The organism is Streptomyces sp. NPDC087901, from assembly GCF_044742205.1.
In the GTDB taxonomy this organism is placed as follows: domain Bacteria; phylum Actinomycetota; class Actinomycetes; order Streptomycetales; family Streptomycetaceae; genus Streptomyces.
In genome coordinates, this window is the sequence record NZ_JBIUUC010000009.1 from 190,319 (window position 1) to 210,410 (window position 20,092).

General features: G+C 68.0%; 15 protein-coding genes. 14 read left to right on the top strand and 1 reads right to left on the bottom strand.

The window, feature by feature from the left end:
- Positions 1-113 precede the first annotated feature (113 nt).
- The 14 genes from dnaK (at position 114) to ACIOEW_RS26540 (ending at position 19,461) form a co-directional block, all read left to right on the top strand.
- Positions 114-2,012: a molecular chaperone DnaK gene (dnaK, locus tag ACIOEW_RS26475; protein ID WP_352261360.1), complete on the top strand. Its 1,899-nt coding sequence runs from the start codon at positions 114-116 to the stop codon at positions 2,010-2,012.
- 7 nt (positions 2,013-2,019) lie between these two features.
- Positions 2,020-2,625: a nucleotide exchange factor GrpE gene (locus ACIOEW_RS26480; protein WP_355771386.1), complete on the top strand. Its 606-nt coding sequence runs from the start codon at positions 2,020-2,022 to the stop codon at positions 2,623-2,625.
- 6 nt (positions 2,626-2,631) lie between these two features.
- Positions 2,632-3,585, top strand: a complete 954-nt coding sequence (locus ACIOEW_RS26485; protein WP_329022968.1) for a J domain-containing protein — start codon at positions 2,632-2,634, stop codon at positions 3,583-3,585.
- Positions 3,582-3,992: a chaperone modulator CbpM gene (locus tag ACIOEW_RS26490; RefSeq protein ID WP_329022970.1), complete on the top strand. Its 411-nt coding sequence runs from the start codon at positions 3,582-3,584 to the stop codon at positions 3,990-3,992. Before ACIOEW_RS26485 ends, ACIOEW_RS26490 begins: the two co-directional genes overlap by 4 nt.
- Positions 3,983-6,622, top strand: a complete 2,640-nt coding sequence (gene clpB / locus ACIOEW_RS26495; RefSeq protein ID WP_401966433.1) for an ATP-dependent chaperone ClpB — start codon at positions 3,983-3,985, stop codon at positions 6,620-6,622. The genes ACIOEW_RS26490 and clpB overlap by 10 nt, the downstream gene beginning before the upstream one ends.
- Positions 6,619-7,077, top strand: coding sequence for a thioredoxin (gene trxA, locus ACIOEW_RS26500; protein WP_352261364.1), 459 nt, complete (start codon positions 6,619-6,621; stop codon positions 7,075-7,077). Before clpB ends, trxA begins: the two co-directional genes overlap by 4 nt.
- 141 nt (positions 7,078-7,218) lie before the next feature.
- The gene (locus ACIOEW_RS26505; RefSeq protein WP_401966435.1) at positions 7,219-7,647 is read left to right on the top strand and encodes a DUF2267 domain-containing protein; all 429 of its coding nucleotides are present in this window, start codon (positions 7,219-7,221) and stop codon (positions 7,645-7,647) included.
- 107 nt (positions 7,648-7,754) lie between these two features.
- Positions 7,755-8,018, top strand: coding sequence for a UBP-type zinc finger domain-containing protein (locus ACIOEW_RS26510; RefSeq protein WP_104783392.1), 264 nt, complete (start codon positions 7,755-7,757; stop codon positions 8,016-8,018).
- The gene (locus ACIOEW_RS26515; RefSeq protein ID WP_355771375.1) at positions 8,018-9,766 is read left to right on the top strand and encodes an FAD-dependent oxidoreductase; all 1,749 of its coding nucleotides are present in this window, start codon (positions 8,018-8,020) and stop codon (positions 9,764-9,766) included. The genes ACIOEW_RS26510 and ACIOEW_RS26515 overlap by 1 nt, the downstream gene beginning before the upstream one ends.
- 514 nt (positions 9,767-10,280) lie before the next feature.
- Positions 10,281-12,752, top strand: a complete 2,472-nt coding sequence (gene uvrA, locus ACIOEW_RS26520) for an excinuclease ABC subunit UvrA (RefSeq protein WP_401966437.1) — start codon at positions 10,281-10,283, stop codon at positions 12,750-12,752.
- Between the two features lie 186 nt (positions 12,753-12,938).
- Entirely contained in the window at positions 12,939-14,060 is a 1,122-nt protein-coding gene (locus ACIOEW_RS26525; protein WP_358979619.1) for a hypothetical protein, read from the top strand.
- Between the two features lie 309 nt (positions 14,061-14,369).
- A complete protein-coding gene (locus ACIOEW_RS26530; RefSeq protein WP_401966441.1) occupies positions 14,370-16,532 on the top strand; it encodes an FUSC family protein in 2,163 nt (720 codons plus the stop codon).
- A gap of 515 nt (positions 16,533-17,047) precedes the next feature.
- Entirely contained in the window at positions 17,048-18,151 is a 1,104-nt protein-coding gene (locus ACIOEW_RS26535) for a hypothetical protein (RefSeq protein ID WP_352261369.1), read from the top strand.
- 476 nt (positions 18,152-18,627) lie between these two features.
- Complete coding sequence (locus ACIOEW_RS26540) at positions 18,628-19,461, top strand: aldo/keto reductase (RefSeq protein WP_352261370.1); 834 nt, start codon at positions 18,628-18,630, stop codon at positions 19,459-19,461.
- Positions 19,462-19,515: 54 nt separating this feature from the next.
- Here ACIOEW_RS26540 and ACIOEW_RS26545 read toward each other — a convergent pair whose 3' ends face one another.
- The gene (locus ACIOEW_RS26545; RefSeq protein ID WP_158713564.1) at positions 19,516-19,824 is read right to left on the bottom strand and encodes a hypothetical protein; all 309 of its coding nucleotides are present in this window, start codon (positions 19,822-19,824) and stop codon (positions 19,516-19,518) included.
- Positions 19,825-20,092: the final 268 nt, after the last annotated feature.

The window sequence follows — 20,092 nt, forward strand, 5'->3', positions numbered from 1 at the left end:
CATGCAGTGACGTGCACATGGCACGATGCGGGCCATTCGCGGAGGTCCTATCCGTAACTGAACGAAAGTGAACCGGGAATCGGCGCAGGCCGCAGCACCGGGAGGAGTTCCTCATGGCCAGGGCAGTGGGTATAGACCTGGGTACCACCAACTCGGTGATCGCCGTGTGGGAGGGCGGCGAGCCGTCCGTTGTGCCCAACACCGAGGGCAACCGGACGACGCCGTCCGTGGTGGGCTTCACCGACACCGGGGAGCGACTGGTGGGCCAGATGGCCCGGCGCCAGGCGATCCTCAACCCCAAGGGCACCATCTACTCGGCCAAGCGATTCATAGGCCGGCACTTCGACGAGATCTCCGACGAGGCGAAAGCGGTGGCGTACGACGTCGTCGAGGGCGACGGCGGGGCGGCCCGCTTCAAGGTGCGCGACAAGCTGTACGCGCCTGAGGAAATCAGCGCACAGGTGCTGCGCAAACTCGCCGACGACGCCTCCAAGCAGATGGGTGAGCGCGTGACGGAGGCGGTCATCACGGTGCCCGCCTACTTCAACGACGCCCAGCGCACCGCCACCAAGGATGCCGGTCGGATCGCGGGTCTGGAGGTGCTGCGGATCATCAACGAGCCGACTGCGGCCGCCCTCGCATACGGCATGGACAAGAAGCAGCACGAGACCGTCCTCGTCTTCGACCTGGGCGGCGGCACCTTCGACGTGAGCATTCTCGATGTCGGCGACGGCGTGGTAGAGGTGCGCTCCACCGCGGGGGACAGCCACCTGGGCGGCGACGACTTCGACCGGCGCCTGGTGGACCATCTCGCAGACGACTTCCAGAAGGAGAACGGCATCGACCTGCGGAATGACCCGCAGGCGCTGCAACGACTGTTCGAGGCGGCGGAGAAGGCCAAGACCGAGCTCAGCTCTGTGACGCAGACGCAGGTCAGCCTGCCGTTCATCACCGCCGACGCCTCGGGCCCCAAACACCTCACCGACTCCGTCATGCGGTCCACATTCGAGCAGATCACCGGCGACCTCGTGGAGCGGTGCCTGGAGCCGGTCCAGCAGGCTATGGCCGACGCCAAGGTCGGTGAGAGCGACATCGACGAGGTCATCCTCGTGGGCGGCTCCACACGCATACCCGCAGTCCAGGCACTGGTGCGCCGGCTGACCGGCGGCAAGGACCCCAATATGAGCGTCAACCCCGACGAGGTCGTGGCCCTGGGCGCCGCGATCCAGGCCGGGGTGCTCAAGGGTGAGGTCAAGGACGTCCTGCTGCTCGATGTCACGCCCCTGTCGCTTGGCCTCGAGACGCGCGGCGGAGTCATGACGAAGATCATCGAGCGGAACACCACCATCCCGGTGCGGCGAACCGAGACGTTCTCCACCGCCGAGGACAACCAGCCGGCCGTCGACGTGGTCGTCCTCCAGGGTGAGCGGGAGCGTGCTGCCGACAACCGGGTGCTCGGCCGATTCCAGCTCACCGACATCCGGCCGGCGCCGCGAGGCGAACCGCAGATCGAGGTCACCTTCGACATCGACGCCAACGGCATCCTCAACGTCAAGGCGCGCGACGGCGACACCGGCAAGGAACAGGGCATCACCATCAGCGAAAGCTCCAACCTGGACCGCGGTGAGGTCGAGCGAATGGTCCAGGAGGCCGAGCGCAACCAGGGCCAGGACCGAGAGCTCCGCGAGGCCGTCGACGCCCGCAACGAGCTCGACGCCGTCGCGTACCAGGTCGAGAAGCGCCTCGCCGAACTGGGCGACGGAGCCCCCGCGCACGAAAAGGCACGCGCCGAGATGCTCGTCTCCGATGCCCGGGCGGCGGTCAAGGAAGAGGCGGGCGTGGAGCGCGTGCGGCCACTGGCCTCCGAACTCCAACAGGTCCTCGCCGGACTGGCTGCCCAGCAGGGGCCCACCGCCACGGGAGACCCGGGTCAGGACTCCTCCACCGGCGCTCCCCCGAGTGATGGCAACGGCGACGACGACGTCATCGACGCAGAATTCGACAAGGGTTGAGGCCGCCATGCCCCGCCACCCCCAAGAACCGGACCGGGCCTCGCCGGCCGAACCGCCCCCGGAAGGTGCCGCACGCCGTCAGAGCGAAGACTCGCAGCAACCCGGCCCGCCACCCCGGCCGCAAGCGACGAACGACGGCCCGCGAACCGACGACACCGGTGCTGCGTCCGCGGTGGACCAGCACACAGCCGCGATGCAAGAACTGGAGGACCGCTGGCGGCGCGCGCTCGCCGACCTCGACAACCTGCGCAAGCGCCACGCGAGGGAACTGGAGCGGGAGCGGACGATCGAGCGTTCGCGTACGGCCGCCGCCTTCCTGCCCGTCCTGGACAACCTCGAACTCGCCCTGTCCCACGCCGACGCCGACTCAGGTGCGGTCGTGGAAGGCGTCCGGGCGGTCCGCGACCAAGCGGTGGGCGTCCTCGAACAGCTCGGCTACCCGCGGCATGCGGAGACCGGAGTGGCCTTCGACCCGGCCCACCACGAGGTGGTGAGCGTGGTCGATGACCCCGACATCGAGCCAGGCACCGTCGTGCAGGTGCTGCGCCCAGGCTACGGCGACGGCGATCGGCAGCTCAGACCAGCCGCCGTGACTGTCGCGAAGCGGGAGTGACCTGTCATGGCACGGGACTTCTACGAAGCGCTGGGAGTGTCGCGGACCGCGAGCCAGGACGAGATCCAGCAGGCATATCGCAAGCTCGCCCGCAAACACCATCCCGACGTCAACAAGGACCCGGCGGCGGAGGAACGCTTCAAGGACCTCAACGAGGCATACAGCGTCCTGTCCGACCCGAAGACCCGGGCACGCTACGACCGCTTCGGCGAGGACTTCCGCAAGATCCCCGAAGACTTCGACGACCGGGTCGCGGCCGGAGCGGGCAGCGGATTCCGTACCCAGCGGACCGCAGGCGCCGGCGGCCCCCGAGTCCGGTACACCACCGGCTTCGGGGATGACTTCTCGGCCGAGGATGTGAACATCGAGGACCTGCTCGGGTCGCTCTTCGGTGCAGGCGCCGGCTCCGCCGGCGTACCGGGAGCCGACCAGGAGGCCGAACTGCCGCTCACCGTCGAGGAGGCGTACAAGGGCGGCCGCCGTACCGTCACACTGGCCGGGCCCACCGGGCAGCCGCGGCGCTACGAGGTCGACGTCCCGCCGGGCGTCACAGACGGGCAGCGCATCCGGCTGGCGGGAGAGGGCGGGCGGGGCAGTGGTGCCGCACCCGCGGGCGACTTGCACCTGCGGGTGCGGATCCAGTCCCATCCTCAGTTCCGGCTGGACGGCCGCGATGTCCACGTGCAGGTCCCGGTCACCCCGTGGGAGGCGGCCCTGGGTGCGACCGTGCCGGTACCCACCCCGGGCGGTGGCACAGCCAAGGTCACCGTGCCTGCCGGCTCGTCCAGCGGCCGTCGGCTGCGGCTGCGCGGAGAGGGCATGCCGAACCCGCGCGGTGCCAGCGGCGACCTGTACGCCGAACTCCGCGTCATGGTGCCACCCACACTTGGCGACCGGGAGCGTGAACTGTTCGAGGAGCTCGCCGCGACCTCCTCGTTCGACCCAAGGAGGACGCGATGAACGACCGACCCACGGGAGCGGCAGGCATCGGCCGGTCCGGTGCAGGCGCCCGCCCGGTTCAGCCGGTCACCTATGTCGCCACCGCTTCGCCGGCTGCCCGTTATGCGCTCGTTCCCGCCCCAAGACTTTCGTTGGAGGCCGTGGCCCGTCGATCGGGTCTCCATCCTGATCTGGTCCGCAGGTTCGTCGCCCTCGGGCTGGTCGACGCCGAACGCGATGCCGTCGGCCACCTGGTCTTCGACCGCGACGCCCCAGCGGTACTCGCCCGCATCCAGCGGCTGCGATCCGGGCTCTGCCTCAATTACGCATCCATCGGCCTGGTGCTCGACCTGCTCGACCGCATCAGCCTGCTCGAAACCGCCCTGCGTGGCCGCGGAACGAGGAGTGATACACCCCCATGGACATGAACCGTCTCACACAGAAATCCCAGGAAGCCCTCCAAGAGGCCCAGTCAGCGGCCGGCCGGATGGGGCAGACCGAAGTGGACGGCGAACACCTGCTGCTCGCACTCCTCGATCAGGAGAACGGTCTGATCCCACGGCTGCTACCGCAGACCGGAACCGATCCGGAGGCACTGCGCGCGGCCGTGCGCGGGGAACTCTCCCGCCGCCCGAAGGTCACCGGCCCCGGTGCGGCACCCGGCCAGGTCTTCGTCACTCAGCGCCTCGCCGGCCTGCTCGACGCCGCGGAACGCGAGGCCAAACGCCTCAAGGACGAGTACGTGTCCGTGGAGCACCTCCTGCTCGCCCTGGCTGAAGAGGGGACATCAACAGCCGCCGGACGCCTGCTCAACCAGGCAGGGATCACGAGAGACACGTTCCTGGGCGCACTCACCCAGGTCCGCGGCAATCAGCGTGTCACGTCCGCCAATCCCGAGGTGGCCTACGAAGCTCTGGAGAAGTACGGCCGCGATCTCGTCGCCGAGGCCAAGGAAGGCAGGCTCGACCCGGTCATCGGCCGGGACGCCGAGATTCGCCGCGTCACCCAGATCCTGAGCCGCAAGTCCAAGAACAACCCGGTCCTCATCGGAGACCCCGGCGTCGGCAAGACCGCCATCATCGAGGGCCTCGCCCAGCGCATCGTCCGCGGCGACGTGCCTGAGGGCCTTCGCGACAAGATCGTGTTCGCCCTCGACATGGGTTCTCTGGTCGCCGGTGCCAAATACCGAGGCGAGTTCGAGGAACGCCTCAAGGCCGTGCTCAGCGAGGTCAAGGCTGCGCAAGGCGGCATCTTGCTCTTCGTCGACGAACTGCACACCGTTGTCGGTGCGGGCGCCGCCGAAGGGGCCATGGACGCGGGGAACATGCTCAAGCCGATGCTTGCCCGCGGCGAACTCCACATGATCGGCGCCACCACCCTCGACGAGTACCGCAAACACATCGAAAAGGACGCAGCGCTCGAACGACGATTCCAGCAGGTCCTGGTCGACGAGCCCAGCCTTGAGGACGCCATCTCCATCCTGCGTGGACTGCGTGAGCGCTTGGAAGTCTTCCACGGCGTCAAGATCCAGGACACCGCGCTGGTCTCCGCCGCCACCCTCAGCCACCGCTACATCACCGATCGATTCCTGCCCGACAAGGCCATCGACCTCGTCGACGAGGCATGCGCCCGGCTGCGTACCGAGATCGACTCCATGCCTGCCGAACTCGACGAGATCACCCGCCGCGTCACCCGTCTGGAGATCGAGGAAGCAGCCCTCTCCAAGGAGACCGACCCCGCCAGCAGAACCCGCCTGGAGGAGCTGCGCAAGGAACTGGCCGACCTGCGCGGTGAGGCCGACGCCAAACACGCTCAGTGGGAGGCCGAACGGCAGGCGATCCGGCGTGTGCAGGAACTGCGCCAGGAACAGGAGCAGGTCCGCCAGGAGGCGGAGGAAGCCGAACGCGCCTACGACCTCAACCGCGCCGCCGAACTCCGATACGGCCGCCTCAGGGATTTGGAGCGCCGACTCGCAGCGGAGGAGGAGCAGCTGGCCACCAGGCAGGGGCAGAACCGGTTGCTGCGCGAGGTGGTCACAGAGGAGGAGATCGCAGACATCGTCGCTGCCTGGACCGGCATCCCGGTCGCCCGCCTGCAGGAAGGTGAACGCGACAAGCTGCTGCGCCTCGACGAGATTCTTCGCGAGCGCGTCGTCGGCCAGGACGAGGCCGTCCAGCTCGTCGCCGACGCAATCATCCGAGCCCGCTCCGGCATCCGCGACCCTCGCCGCCCCATCGGTTCCTTCATCTTCCTCGGCCCCACCGGCGTCGGAAAGACCGAGCTGACGAAGACCCTCGCCCGGGCGCTGTTCGACTCCGAGGACAACATGGTGCGCCTCGACATGAGTGAGTACCAGGAGCGGCACACCGTCAGCAGGCTCATGGGCGCACCACCCGGATACGTCGGCTACGAAGAAGGCGGCCAACTCACTGAGGCCGTGCGCCGCAAGCCGTACTCGGTTGTGCTGTTCGACGAGATCGAGAAGGCGCACAGTGACGTCTTCAACACTCTGCTGCAAATCCTCGATGACGGCCGCATCACCGATGCTCAGGGCCGCACAGTCAACTTCCGCAACACCGTGATCATCATGACGTCCAACATCGGCTCCGAGCACCTCCTCGACGGCGCCACCGCCGAGGGTGAGATCAAGCCTGACGCCCGCGCCCTGGTGATGGGCGAGCTACGCGGGCACTTCCGGCCGGAGTTCCTCAACCGCGTCGATGACATCGTGCTGTTCAAGCCGCTGGGTGAGCGGCAGATTGAACGAATCGTGGAGCTGCAGTTCGACGAACTGCGGCAGCGGCTGGCGGAGCGCCGAATTAACGTAGAACTCACCGATGCGGCCCGAGAGGTGATTTCACACCAGGGCTACGACCCGGTGTACGGGGCCCGGCCTCTGCGGCGATATATCTCCCACGAGGTCGAGACGCTGGTCGGGCGTGCCCTTCTGCGCGGCGACGTCCAAGACGGCGCGACGGTCCGCGTCGACGCCGAACACGGTGAGCTGGTGGTCACCTACGACCAGTTGGAAGAGGCCCGGGAAGCGAGGGCAGCGTGAACACCACACGGACAACGACGGTGACCTGCCCGCACTGCGGACGCGACAACCGTATTCCTGTTGCCGCCGAGGGGCGCCCAAAATGCGGAAACTGCAAGCAGCCGCTGCCCTGGGTCGTCGACGCGGGTGACGACGACTACGCCGAAGTCGCCGACAGCGCCGTCCAACCTGTCGTCGTCGACCTCTGGGCCACGTGGTGCGGTCCCTGCCGCATGGTCAGCCCCGCCCTCGAACAGGTAGCCCGCGACCTCGCCGGACGGATCAAGCTCGTCAAGGTCGACATCGACAAGAACCCGGGACTCAGTCGGCGCTTCGAGGTCCAGGCAGTGCCAACGCTACTCGTCCAGGACCAGGGTGAGACGGTCGCCCGACAGGCAGGTGCGGCACCGGCGCACGTCCTGCGTCAGTGGGTCGAACAGGCCCTGGAAGGCCGGCAGACCACTGCGGGGCGGTGAGTCACCTGGCCCGGCCACCACAGGGGCTCCAGGAAACCGCACGGTGCCGAGTTGCACGTCCGACCCCTACGCGGGCCTCATGGGGTGCGCCGAATCCCGGCCCGTCACCGTCCAGCCTCTGGTAACGAAAGGAGCCATGACATGAGTGAAACGACATTTTCCTCCTTCGATACCATGGTGGACAAAGCCAATCGGCTCCTCAGGGACATCGAGGAAGCCAACGGCTGGCCCAAGGAACGCCGGAAACAGTCGTACGCCGCTTTGCGCGCCGTCCTGCACCGGCTACGGGACCGTCTCTCCGTCGACGGGGCGGCGCACCTGGGGGCGCAGCTTCCGACTTTGATCCGCGGCGTCTACTACGACGGATGGAAGCCGTCAGAGACACCAGTGAAACTCAGTGGCGAGCAATTCTTCCAGCGCGTAAGGGACGACTTTCCCTACTCGGTCGACGGCGGCATCGAAACGGTCGTGCGCACCGTGCTGGAGGCTCTGAAGCGCTACGTCAGCGAAGGAGAGTGGGATCACCTCAGGTCCGGCCTGCCTAACTCGCTGGCCGCCGTTCTGCCGTAACCCCTGCGCTGACCGTCATGGTCTGGGCCTTCTGCGTGAGTGACTGCGACCGGACTGGAGAGCATCGCGAGGTTACTGCGAGCAACCATCCGTGAGAGGAGAACGTCATGGCCACGATTCCGGATCCGCACCTGGCCATGGTGCGGCCAGTCACACCGCGTACCCCGCAGGGCTGCGAGGAGTGCCTCAGGGAACATTCCCCATGGGTCCACCTGCGGCTCTGCCTCACCTGCGGGCACGTCGGGTGCTGCGACTCCTCACCCCTCAAACACGCCCGACGACACGCGGGCAGCGCCGAGCACCCCATCGTGCAGTCCTTCCAACCGGGAGAGGACTGGCGCTGGTGCTACGTCCACGAGGCTCTGGTCTGATGAATACTGCCCAGCACAAGAATGTTGCGGTCCGCGAGACGCCGGACCGATACGGGGCATTTCCGCGCCTTACATCAGAACAGCTTCAGGACCTGACCGCGCACGGCGAGCGCCGCAGGACCACGGAAGGCGAGGTGCTGTACCGGGAGGGTGAGCCGTTCCGGGAGTTCCTCGCCATTCTCAGCGGGACCGTCGAGATCCTTCAGGATCACGGCGGGCCGCAAGAGCGCACCGTGGCGGCACACGGACCCGGCAGGTTCCTGGGTGAACTGGGGATGCTGGAGGGGCAGGCAGCGTTCGACACCGCCGTAGTGCGTCAGGCAGGCGAAATTCTGGCCATACCGGTGGAACGCCAACGCACCTTGATCAGCCGTGACCCCGTACTGGGCGACCTGATCCTCCGCGCTTATCTGGGCCGACGATATCTGCTCATCGGCCTCGGCGCAGGCTTCCGCATCCTGGGATCGTGCTACTCGCGGGACACGCTGCGCCTACGTGAGTTCGCTGCCCGCAACCGGCTGCCCCACCGCTGGCTGGATCTGGAGAGGGACAAGGAGGCTGAGGCGCTACTGCGTCGGTTCTCCATCCGCCCCGAGGAAACTCCGGTCGTCCTCTGGAAGGGCGAGCGGGTGCTGCGTAATCCGAGCAACGTCGAACTCGCCAGGCTCATCGGTCTGCCCGCGCCCACGGCGCAGTCCGCCCAGTGCGACGTACTAGTGGTCGGCGCGGGCCCGGCGGGACTCGCCGCAGCTGTGTACGGCGCCTCCGACGGGCTCACCACGATCTCCGTCGACGCCGTGGCCACCGGAGGCCAGGCAGGCACCTCGTCCCGCATCGAGAACTATCTCGGCTTCCCGTCGGGCATCTCCGGAGGAGAGCTCATCGAACGCGCGGTGCTCCAGGCCCACAAATTCGGTGCCCGTCTCATGGTGCCGGCCCAGGTCAACGGACTCGTCCCGCAGGACGACGACTACGTAGTCACCTTCACAGACGGATCCCAGGTCCGGGCGGGCGCCGTGGTGCTCGCCTCAGGTGTCCGGTACCGCAGGCTTGAGGTACCCGGCATCGACGGCCTGGAGGGCATCAGCGTCTACTACGCGGCGACCGTACACGAGGCCAGTCTCTGCGAGGCGGACCCCGTCGCGGTTGTCGGCGGGGGCAATTCCGCCGGACAGGCGGCGCTGTTCCTGGCCCACCACGCGTCCAGAGTCCACCTCCTCGTCCGGGGCAGCGACCTCAACGCGGACATGTCGCGTTACCTGGTGGACCAGGTGGAACGTCACCCGAAGATCGAGGTACTGCTCCATACGGAAGTGCGGGGCGCCTCCGGGAAGGACAAACTGGAGTCGCTGAGCGTCGAGGACAACGCGAATGGTGAGCGCCGTTTGCTGCGGGCCGCAGCGCTGTTCGTGTTCATCGGGGCTCGCCCGCGCACGGAGTGGCTGAGGGGCTTGCTCGCCCTGGACGAGAAGGGATTCGTCTTGACGGGGGCTGACGCCCAGGCTGTTGCCGACGCCACCCAGTGGGACTCGCTCGGCCGTGGTCCATTGCTGCTGGAGACCAGCCTTCCCGGGGTCTTCGCATCCGGCGACGTCAGGAGCGGCTCGGTCAAACGAGTTGCCTCGGCCACCGGTGAAGGTGCCATGGCGATCCGCCTCGTGCACGAGCACCGGGACAATGTCGGCAACCTGGTCCGCACCGCAGGCCCGGAGGAGCCTCGACCGGGGACGGGCCAGTCCGTGGCCTAGCACTGATTTCACACCGCGGGTTGAAGTCGCTGAATGAACCCGCAGGTACGCCGCTTGGACCCCGGCGTGGGGCCACATCTCGGCCCCATCAACGTCCCTGGCGGCAGGACGCGACGATGCGGTCACTTCCCCAGCTCACCCGTCGCGGCCACTCGTCGGCGCCGGACCGCGCGAGGCTCATCCAGGCTTTGTGGCACCGGCCGGACGGTGTGGCGAACGCGCGACGAACCACCAGACAGCGTGCTGTACGGAGTCATAGTGAATCCCGGGCCGCCCGTCTGCCGTCGCGCGACCCAGTGCCAGTGACAGTGGCCCGGACCTCTGCCCCGCGCCACCCGTACCCCCTGGACGCTCGCGTCCCCTCCGTATTCGTCACCCGGGCAGGACTCATGTTGCCTACCGTCACTGCACGAACACCTTATCGAAAATGGATCCGGGACACTCCGGACGCTCGTGTGCGAGGCTCGGTGACGGCGCCTGTCGCGCGGTTTCCGGCGCGATCAGGTATTCAGGAATGGTGAACAAGGACGCGACCGACCCGTTTGTGCACGTCCGGGGCGCCAGCGAGAACAACCTCCGGAACATCAACGTCGACGTTCCGCGGGACGCGATGGTCGCCTTCACCGGTGTCTCCGGTTCCGGCAAGTCCTCGCTCGCGTTCGGCACGCTCTACGCCGAGGCGCAGCGGCGCTACTTCGAGTCCGTAGCACCGTACGCCCGGAGGCTGTTGCAACAGGTCGGTGCGCCGCACGTGGAAGAAATCACCGGACTTCCACCGGCCGTGGCCCTGCAGCAGCGACGCGGGGCGCCCAGTTCGCGCTCGACGGTCGGCACCATCACCACGCTGTCCAATCTGCTGCGCATTCTGTACTCCCGCGCCGGAACCTATCCGCCCCGGGCCGCACGACTGGAAGCCGAGTCGTTCTCACCCAACACCGCGGCCGGCGCCTGCCCGGAGTGCCACGGACTGGGCGTCGTCCACGACGTCGCCGAGGACCTCCTCGTCCCGGACCCCTCGCTGAGCATCCGCGAGGGAGCGATCGCCGCCTGGCCGGGCGCCTGGCAGGGCGCCAACCTGCGCAGCGTCGTGAGCGGCCTGGGGATCGACATCGACCGACCGTGGCGCAGGCTCAGGAAGAAGGACCGGGACTGGCTGCTGTACACGGACGAGCAGCCCTCCGTGTACGTCGAGCCGGAGGAGGACCGCGTCGACTACGGCTACCAGGGCAAGTTCTGGAGCGCCCGCAAGCACGTCATGCACGTCCTTGCCGACTCCAAGAGCGAGAGGATGCGCGAACGGGCGCTCCGGTTCGTCAGGAGTGTGCCTTGCCCGGTTTGTCACGGCAGCGGGCTGCGGCCCGAGGCGCTCGCCGTGACCTTCGCCGGATGTTCCATCGCCGAGATCAACGCTATGCCGCTCACCGAGGTCGTGGCGCTGCTGCGGCCCGTCGCGGGGCGGTCCGGGGCAGACGCCACCACGTCGACGGCCCGGTCCGGGGAGACGACCGAGGTCGCGGTCCGGATCTGCGGCGATGTGGTCGCGCGGGTCGACGTACTGCTCGACCTGGGCCTCGGATATCTCAGCCTCGGGCGCCGTTCGACGACCCTGTCGCCGGGCGAGGCGCAGCGCCTGCGGATCGCCACCCAGCTGCGCTCGGGGCTGTTCGGCGTCGTCTACGTCCTCGACGAACCCTCCGCGGGCCTGCACCCGGCTGACGCGGAACCGCTGCTGGACGTGCTGGACCGCCTCAAGGCGGCGGGCAACTCGCTGTTCGTCGTGGAGCACGACATGGACGTCGTACGGCGGGCGGACTGGGTGGTCGACATCGGCCCCGGCGCGGGTGAGGGCGGCGGGCGCGTGCTGTACAGCGGCCCGGTCGCCGGTCTTGAGCGGGTGGGGAAGTCGGCAACGAGCCAGTACCTTTTCGGGCGGGCCAAGCCGCTCGAACACCGGCCGCGCACGCCGCACGGCTGGCTGCACCTGAGCGGCGTCTCCCGCCACAATCTGCACGACGTGTCCGTCGACGTACCGCTCTGTGTGCTGACGGCGGTGACGGGCGTGTCCGGTTCCGGAAAGTCCACGCTGGTGACGCAGGTGCTCGCCGAGGTCGTCCGCGCCCATCTCGGACTCGTACCCGAGGAGCCCGAGGAGGCGCAGCTGGAGGTCGATGTCCAGGACGCGTCCGGTGTCGAGTCGTTCGACCGGCTGGTCCGGGTCGACCAGCGGCCCATCGGCCGAACTCCCCGGTCCAACCTGGCCACGTACACGGGGATGTTCGACGCGGTGCGCAAGCTGTACGCGGCGACGGACGAGGCCAGGGCGCGCGGCTACTCGGCCGGGCGGTTCTCCTTCAACGTGCCCGAAGGGCGGTGCGAGACCTGCCAAGGCGAAGGATTCGTGGCGGTGGAACTGCTCTTCCTGCCTGGTACCTACGCGCCGTGCCCGACCTGCCAGGGAGCCCGGTACAACGCCGAAACGCTGGAAGTCACCTACCGTGGCAAGAACATCGCGGAAGTGCTGGGGCTGACCGTCGACGCCGCCGCCACGTTTCTGTCCGCCGTCCCGGCCGCCTCCCGCAGTCTGGAGACGTTGCGCGAGGTGGGACTGGGGTACCTGCGGCTGGGGCAGCCCGCGACGGAGCTCAGCGGTGGTGAGGCGCAACGCATCAAACTGGCCACCGAACTGCAGCGAGCCCGCCGCGGCCACGCGCTCTACCTGCTCGACGAGCCGACGGCGGGGCTGCACCCCTCGGACATCGCACTGCTGCTGCGACAGCTGCACCGGCTCGTCGACGCCGGCAACACGGTCGTCCTCGTCGAACACGACCTGGACACGGTCGTCACCGCCGACTGGGTCATCGACCTCGGACCGGGCGGCGGCGATGCCGGCGGGCGAGTCGTCGCGGCCGGCCCGCCGGCCAAGGTGGCGCGGGCCCGCCGCAGCGCCACCGCGCCCTATCTCACGGCCCGGCTCGCGGGCCCCTGACGACAGCGCGAAGGGCTGAGCACCAGTCACAGGGAGCAGGGCCCCGCACTGGGAGAACGAGGAAATCTGGCTGCGCCACCTGCACCGGCAGACGGGAGCCAGCGTGTCATCGCAGCGCCGACGCCACCCCGGGGGGCATTCTGTGGGCACTTGCGGTCGCGGGGGCGGAATGAGAGGGATCCAGTCATGCAAGCGTCGTGGCAGGGCGTTACGGTCGTGGCTCTCCTGGCGGACCCGGACGCACCGACCGAGATTGCGAAGCGCATGAGCCGGACTCTTCCTGCTCGGCTCGCCGACAAGGCCGGCCATGGGCGACGGTTCGACATCGAAGTGATCAGTGAGCCCTTCACTTCAGGGACCGAGGACCCACCCACCTTGATGCGCCGGATCATAGACCGTGGCAGTGAGGAGAATTGGGACATTGTCGTTGCCCTCACCGACCTCCCGCTGCATTCGCATGGCCGCAGGCTCGTCGCGAATATGAACCACGAGCACGGTTTGGCTTTGTTGTCGCTACCTTCGTTGGGGGGCTTCCGGCTGCAGACAAGGGCCCGCCTTGCCGTGGAAGAAGCCGTGCTTGGCTTGGCGGGCCCTCAGCCCACCGCCCCTGAGTCGCCTCCACGAAGGCAGATGCTTCCGGAGTCCGTCGACGGCCGTCTCACACCCGTTCATCTGGGCCCGGTCGATGAGGAGGAGAGCGCTGATCTCCGCTACGCCGTCAGCGGGCCGCGCGGCTATCTACGGGTTCTCTTCGGTATGGTCCGCGCCAACCGACCGTGGCGGTTGGTGCCGGGCCTTTCGAAAGCCCTGGCGGCCGCACTCGCTACGGGAGCCGTCGCCACCGTGAACTCCACCATCTGGACCCTGGCCGACTCTCTGAGCGCGCCGCGCCTCGTCATCGCCACGGTCGGGTCCGTGGCGCTCATGATCGGCTGGCTGATCGTAGACGCGAACCTGTGGCATCACTCGGCACAGGGCTCGCTGGAGGCGAGGCAAAGGGCGCGACTCTACAACGTCTCGACAGTCCTGACCGTGGGTATCGGGGTGCTCGTCTGCTATGTGAGCCTGGTGGCCATCAACTTTGTGTGGGCGCTCTTCATCCTCAACGACCAAGTGTTCGCTTCCATGACACGAGACCCGTTGAACGCGACGGACTACTGGACGTTGTCGTGGTTCGTGGCTTCGACTGCCACAGTGGGCGGCGCGCTGGGGTCAGGCCTGGAGAGCGACGAGGCGATCCGAGCAGCCGCCTACTCCAAGCGCGAACAAGAACGTCGCCACATGCTCCAGGAGGAGCACGATGGCTAGTTGCATGAAGATGCACAGGAGTCGATGGCGGACGGTGCATCACGCCCGTCTCCTTGGCGGCGGTGACGATGACGTGATGGTGCGGTCGGTGACCGGGCCGACGCAGCGCAGATCAACTGTTCGGCAGCCCATCGGCTCCTCGGCACTTGCCGGGCCTTCGGCCAGGGGCGTCCGCAGCGACAACCCCCGGTCCCAGGAACCGCGGCCGTCACCCTGCTTCTGGAGCGTGTGGGAGGCCCTCCCGCACGACGGTCGAACCAGAACCAGGCCGACGCGAGCCGGCATGGCCTCCCGGCCGGGCTCACGCCCGTGACGTGGCCGCGGGCCTTCAGAGAAGTCCTTTGGTCCGGGCTCAAAATCGAGGAGACGCGGCTGGAGCCCCTGCTCGCACTGCGCACGGCCGTCGGTGTGGCACTCGTCATCGCGGCGGCGCTATGGCTCGGCTCCCCTGCGTACGCCGCATCCGCCGCCCTCGGCGCTTTCTCCGCGGGTGGGGCCACCTTCCAGCGCACCTGGCGCCCACGCAAGGTAATCGCGCTCGGCGCCGGCGTGGGGCTGGCGCTCAGTACCCTGGTGGGCTACCTGGCGGCGGGACAACTCGCGACGTTCCTTCCGCTGCTCGCCCTGTGGACCTTTGTCGCGGGGCTGGCGTGGGCCGTCGGATCGACAGCTGGGATCGTCGCAGCAACGACGGTCGGCAGCATGCTGGTGACCATCACCCTGCCCACGAGCGTCGGACGAGCCTTGGAGCACGCCGGGATCATCGCGCTGGGCGGAGTGGTGCAGGCCGTGCTGATCTTGCTGTTTCCGATCCGTCGATGGGGGGCACATCGTGACGCGCTCGCCGACGCCCTGGCCGCCGTGGCGGACTACGCCCGCCAGCTCCGGCACGACCCAACCGCCCGGTTCGACCCGGAGCCCTTGATGACAGCCCGGGACGCGGCCGCCGTCACGCCATCACAGGCTCGCACCCGCCCCGCCGCCCTCCACGGCCCGCGAGGACTTGCCGAGCGCATTTTGCCGGCCATCGCCGCGCTCGCCGACCCGGACGTCGGCGCCCCGGCGGAGGGTCCTGGGAGGGACCGCGCGCGGGAGCTGCTCGACGGGGCCGCCGACGTGTTGGATGCAGCCGCCCGATCGATCCGGCGCGGCACCCCCGTCGAGGTACCGCATAAGACTGTGGATCTCCTGCGTGGAAACGAGGTGCTCGAGGGTCCCGCCCGGCAGGCCGCCGAGAGGCTCGCGGGACTGCTCGGTGAGGCGCTGGAGCTCGCTGAGTGCGGCAACGCGCACAGAAGGATGCCCGCGCAACATGGCCCCGCGGGTACTCAGTTCCTGGTGCGACCGACCCTATTCCGGCTGATCCCGGTCACCGTGCGGGCGGTCCGTCGTGAGCTCCGCCACGACTCGCCCGTCTTCCGGCATGCCGTTCGGCTGGCGGCGGTAGCGACGCTCGGCTATCTCATCGCCGCCCGGCTACCCCTGGGCCACGGCTACTGGGCGCCCATCGCCTCAGTGATGGTGATGCGTCCGGACTTCCACCGGACGTACGCGCGTGCCGTCGCCCGTCTCGCCGGGACTCTGGTGGGGGTCGTGCTCGCCACCGGGGTGGTGCGGGGCCTGGGGCCGGACGCCCATGTGTTCGGTGCGCTGGCGGTAGTCTCGGCGGGCCTGTCGTACACCCTGGTCCGTACCGGCTACGCCTACTCCCAGTGCTTCACTGCCGCGTACGTCGTATTCCTGCTCGGCATGGGCGGCCAGGCATGGGAACAGACAGTCCCGGAGCGGATGGTACTCACACTGCTGGGCGGAGCCCTGGCAATACTGGCCTACGCGGTGTTCCCTGCGTGGGAGACGCCCCGGCTGCCGGAACGGCTTGCGGACTGGCTCGCCGCCAACGGCCGCTACGCGGCCGCAGTGCTCCGCAACTACGCCGAACCGACCAGGGAGCGCCGTGCCGACATGCGCAGTGCCCAACTGGCGAGCAGAAAAGCGCGCGCCGCCTGGCAGGAGGCATACGACCGGGCAAAGCAGGAACCGGTCCGCCCCAGGGGCCTGACTTCGCGTGAGGCGGAGGAGGCACAGGAGGCACTCGAAGGATTCGACAGGGCAGCAACGCTCATGGAGAACCGCGTCCCGCAGGACGACAACCCTTTCGCTCTCCAGGCAAAGGGGCTCGCCAAGGCCCTGGAAACGGACACGGCACAGGCGGCAGCCGACATGCTCGAGCACAGGGATCCGGACTGGGGACGCGTGGAGAACGCTCTCCAGGCGTGGAAGGGCGCCGATGCCCGGAGCCCCGGGCTACGCCGCGAGGCGGACCTGCAGAAGCGCGCCCTGGAGGACCTTGCGACAGCCGTTAGCCGCACCCCCCTGGAGCGCGACGTCGGCTCCGTGCGCGAGGAGCAGCGGGTGCGGGAGGCCGTGGAAGCTGAAGGCGGTGGCTCAGGACCCGCGCACCGGGGTGGGTGACGTTCCGACGACGGCAAGCGTCGCGCCCTCCTGGAGAGACGACAGTCTTTGAGCCGCGAGCCAGTCACACGTGCACCGCTGTCACGACTGCGAGGCCAACTCCGTCAGGACAGGGGCTTCGATGGAGCAATCCGGCGCCAGCAGAATGGGATCACCGGACCGGCTCCCGCTTGACGCTTCGCGCTCCGCCAGGTCACACACGTGGGACTGATCGACTGGGTGTCGTTGCTTGACGTCCGCAGCTGCGTTCGGTCACGTCCTTTCGGGCGGGACATGCACTCCAGCAGGGCTCGAGCCCGCACCACACACCACCACAGGTAGGCCCGATCGCGACTGGGTGGTGAATGCAGGTTCTGTGATGAGGAGGAATTCCGTGCCTGTCTGCCTGCCGGTGTGGCCAGCCCGTCAAGGAGCGCCGACGTTGACTCGGGGGCATCCTGGGCTCACCGGCTCATCGCCGGGCAATCAACAGGAGAGGCCCAGTCGTGAGAGTGCCGCCCCAGGGCGTTACGGTCGTGGCTCTCTTGGCGGATCCGGACGCTCCGACGGAGATCGCCCACCGCGTGGCCCGGGCCCTCCCTGATCGACTCGCCGAGAAGGCGGCTCAGGGGCGACGGTTCGATGTGCAGGTGGTCAGCGAGCCTTTCACCGCGGAGACCGAGGACCTGCCCACTTTGATGCGGCGGATCGCCGACCGCAGAAGTTCCGAGAGTTGGGACATCGTCGTGGCCCTCACCGACCTTCCGCTGCATGCGCAAGGGCGCAAGCTCGCGGCGAATCTGAGTCACGAAGACGGGTCAGCGTTGTTGTCACTCCCTTCCCTGGGCGGCTTGCGGCTGCAGAGGAGGGCCCGGCGAGCCGTGGAAGAAGCCGTGCTCAGTTTGCTGGCGGATCCACAAGCTACGGGCGGCGAGGAGGCTGAGGGGCGTCCGCGAAGTAAGCCCCTGCAAGGGCCCTTTGCCAGCCGTCTCACCTCCATTCACCCGGGCCAGGTCGGTGAGCAGGAGACCGCTGATCGTCGGTACGTCGTCAGCGGACCACGCGGTTACCTGCGCCTACTGGTCGGTATGGTTCGCGCCAACCGGCCGTGGCGACTGGTACCGGGCCTGTCGAAGGCACTGGCGGCAGCACTCGCCACCGGAGCCATCGCCACCGTGAACTCCACCGTTTGGAGCCTGGCCGCGTCCCTGAGCACGCCGCGCCTCGTGATCGCCATGATCGGGTCCGTCGCCCTCATGATCGGCTGGCTGATCGTGGACGCGAACCTGTGGCATCGGCCAGCAGACGCCTCACCGGAGGAGAGAAAGAGGACGGCGCTCTACAACGCCTCAACCGTCGTGACCTTGGGTATCGGGGTGCTCGTCTGCTACGTGGGTTTGCTGGTCATCAACTTGGTGTGGGCGCTGTTCATCCTCAACGGCCAAGTGTTCTCCTCCCTGACACGAACTCCGCTGCATGCCACGGAGTACTGGACGTTGTCCTGGTTCGTCGCGTCGGTCGCCACCGTGGCCGGTGCGCTGGGATCAGGGTTGGAGAGCGATGAGGCGATCCGGGCAGCCGCCTACTCAAAGCGCGAGCAGGAACGCCGCAGTATGCTGAAGGACGACCACGATGCCTAGCCGGTGACCTGAGCCGGTGCCGGATTCCACTGCACTGCTCGGCCTGCGCACAGTCGTCTGGCGGGGTTACGGGTGTGGGTATGGGTATGGGTATGGGTATTTTGTCCCTCGCCTGGGTCTCTTCTAACGGTCCGGCCGTGGCGTCACCGTGTGGTGGGTGAGCATGGCGATCTGCAGCACAATGTGCCCCGCAGCCGGGAAATCGCGAAAACTCTTTCCTACGCTGGCCGTCAGGCCGAGCCGAGGGGCGCGGTGATCGCGGCGCCATTCGGACAGATCCCGATCACATCAGTGCGGCAGCGGCGGCGACACGATGCAGACGACTTTCGCAGGACGAGCCATGGGCCCCGGCGGGGAATCTTGGCGCGTGCCACACAAGAATCCCATTCCGGTCTGAAAGGATTCCATTCCGATCTGAGATCGTGGTGCAGTTGGTGGTTGGCAGTCTTGGCCACCGTTACATCCAGGAGGAAGCCATGACGGATCCGCGGACGGTCATCCTTCCTTGCGGGGTTGCGGTCCATGCGCTCGGTCAGGGCACCTGGGGGATCGGGGAGGATCCCCGGCGCCGCGCGGCCGAGGTGTCGGCCCTGCGCGCCGGGCTGGACCTGGGAATGACACTCGTCGACACCGCGGAGATGTACGGGGATGGCGCGGCGGAGGAAGTGGTGGCCGAGGCGGTGGCCGGACGACGGGACGAGGTCTTCTTGGTCAGCAAGGTGCTCCCCTCCCACGCGGACGCCCGTGGAGTGGCCGAGGCATGCCGGGGGAGCCTGCGCCGGCTGCGCACGGACCGGATCGACCTGTACCTGCTGCACTGGCGTGGAGCCGTGCCGCTGGAGGAGACGGTCGAGGCGTTCGAGTCCCTGGTGCGGGAAGGTGCCATCCGCTCCTGGGGTGTGAGCAACCTGGACGTGGATGATCTCGCGGACCTGCCGCCCGGACCCAGGCCGCAGACCGACCAGGTGCTGTACAACCTCAGCCGTCGAGGGCCTGAGTACAGTCTGCTGCCCAGGTGTCGTGAACTGTCGATCCCCGTCATGGCGTACTCGCCGGTCGAGCAGGGCCGACTGCTAGACCACTGGGCACTGCGGGACGTGGCAGCCGCCCACGGGGCGACGCCCGCGCAGATCGCCCTGGCCTGGGTCCTGCGGCACGAGGACGTCATCGCGATCCCGAAGGCGTCCTCCCGCGCGCACGTCGAGGAGAACAGAACAGCTCTGGACGTGCACCTGACCGCCGAGGACCTCGCGATGCTGGACCGGGCGTTCCCACCGCCGGAGAGTAAACGGCCGCTGGAGATGCTGTGACACCCCTTCAGCGCGCCCGACCGGGCACCGCCCGAAGCCTGGGGTGGCCCGACCTCACCGGTGGCGGCAGAGGGCGTCGTACTGTTCCCGCAAAGCGCGGTTATTTTCCACAACGCCCCGGGCATCGTCGAGATCGTCCGCCAGCTGCTGGAAAGGCTGGACGATCGAGCCGGAGGACCTGGCGCGCATCTCGCCGTAACTGACCGGGCTCATCAAACGGTTCGGCGAGCACTCCACACATGAGCTGGGTATCCAGCCCGAGGCGTCCGACCCGAAGCCCGACGTGGACTTCACCCCGATGCGAGAGCAGGACCCGACGGCGGCCGGCTTCGGCCAGGCCGCGCCGAATCCGAATTTGGTCAAGCCCGGTTCGGATTCGGCGCGGCCTTGAGCGGCCTATCCAAGAAAGTCGCCGCCTGGTCCACGAATCGGAAGCCGGTCGCCCGCAGACTGCGTTTGCGCGTGAGGCGACTCCAGGTGACGGTAGACAGATCAAACGGTTCCACGGCGGCTATCAAGGCCTTCACAGCGCGTGTCTTCGAAGTCCGGTGAGGAGCTTCTACGGCGTCCAGGTCTCAAACCAGGGCTTGATGATGATCTTGGTTAGCGGCATCCCTATCGGCCCCGTCGG

Coding starts and splice junctions, on each gene's coding strand:
- dnaK (WP_352261360.1), top strand. CDS start 114: ATGGCCAGGGCAGTGGGTATAGACCTGGGTACCACCAACTCGGTGATC.
- ACIOEW_RS26480 (WP_355771386.1), top strand. CDS start 2,020: ATGCCCCGCCACCCCCAAGAACCGGACCGGGCCTCGCCGGCCGAACCG.
- ACIOEW_RS26485 (WP_329022968.1), top strand. CDS start 2,632: ATGGCACGGGACTTCTACGAAGCGCTGGGAGTGTCGCGGACCGCGAGC.
- ACIOEW_RS26490 (WP_329022970.1), top strand. CDS start 3,582: ATGAACGACCGACCCACGGGAGCGGCAGGCATCGGCCGGTCCGGTGCA.
- clpB (WP_401966433.1), top strand. CDS start 3,983: ATGGACATGAACCGTCTCACACAGAAATCCCAGGAAGCCCTCCAAGAG.
- ACIOEW_RS26505 (WP_401966435.1), top strand. CDS start 7,219: ATGAGTGAAACGACATTTTCCTCCTTCGATACCATGGTGGACAAAGCC.
- ACIOEW_RS26510 (WP_104783392.1), top strand. CDS start 7,755: ATGGCCACGATTCCGGATCCGCACCTGGCCATGGTGCGGCCAGTCACA.
- ACIOEW_RS26515 (WP_355771375.1), top strand. CDS start 8,018: ATGAATACTGCCCAGCACAAGAATGTTGCGGTCCGCGAGACGCCGGAC.
- uvrA (WP_401966437.1), top strand. CDS start 10,281: ATGGTGAACAAGGACGCGACCGACCCGTTTGTGCACGTCCGGGGCGCC.
- ACIOEW_RS26525 (WP_358979619.1), top strand. CDS start 12,939: ATGCAAGCGTCGTGGCAGGGCGTTACGGTCGTGGCTCTCCTGGCGGAC.
- ACIOEW_RS26540 (WP_352261370.1), top strand. CDS start 18,628: ATGACGGATCCGCGGACGGTCATCCTTCCTTGCGGGGTTGCGGTCCAT.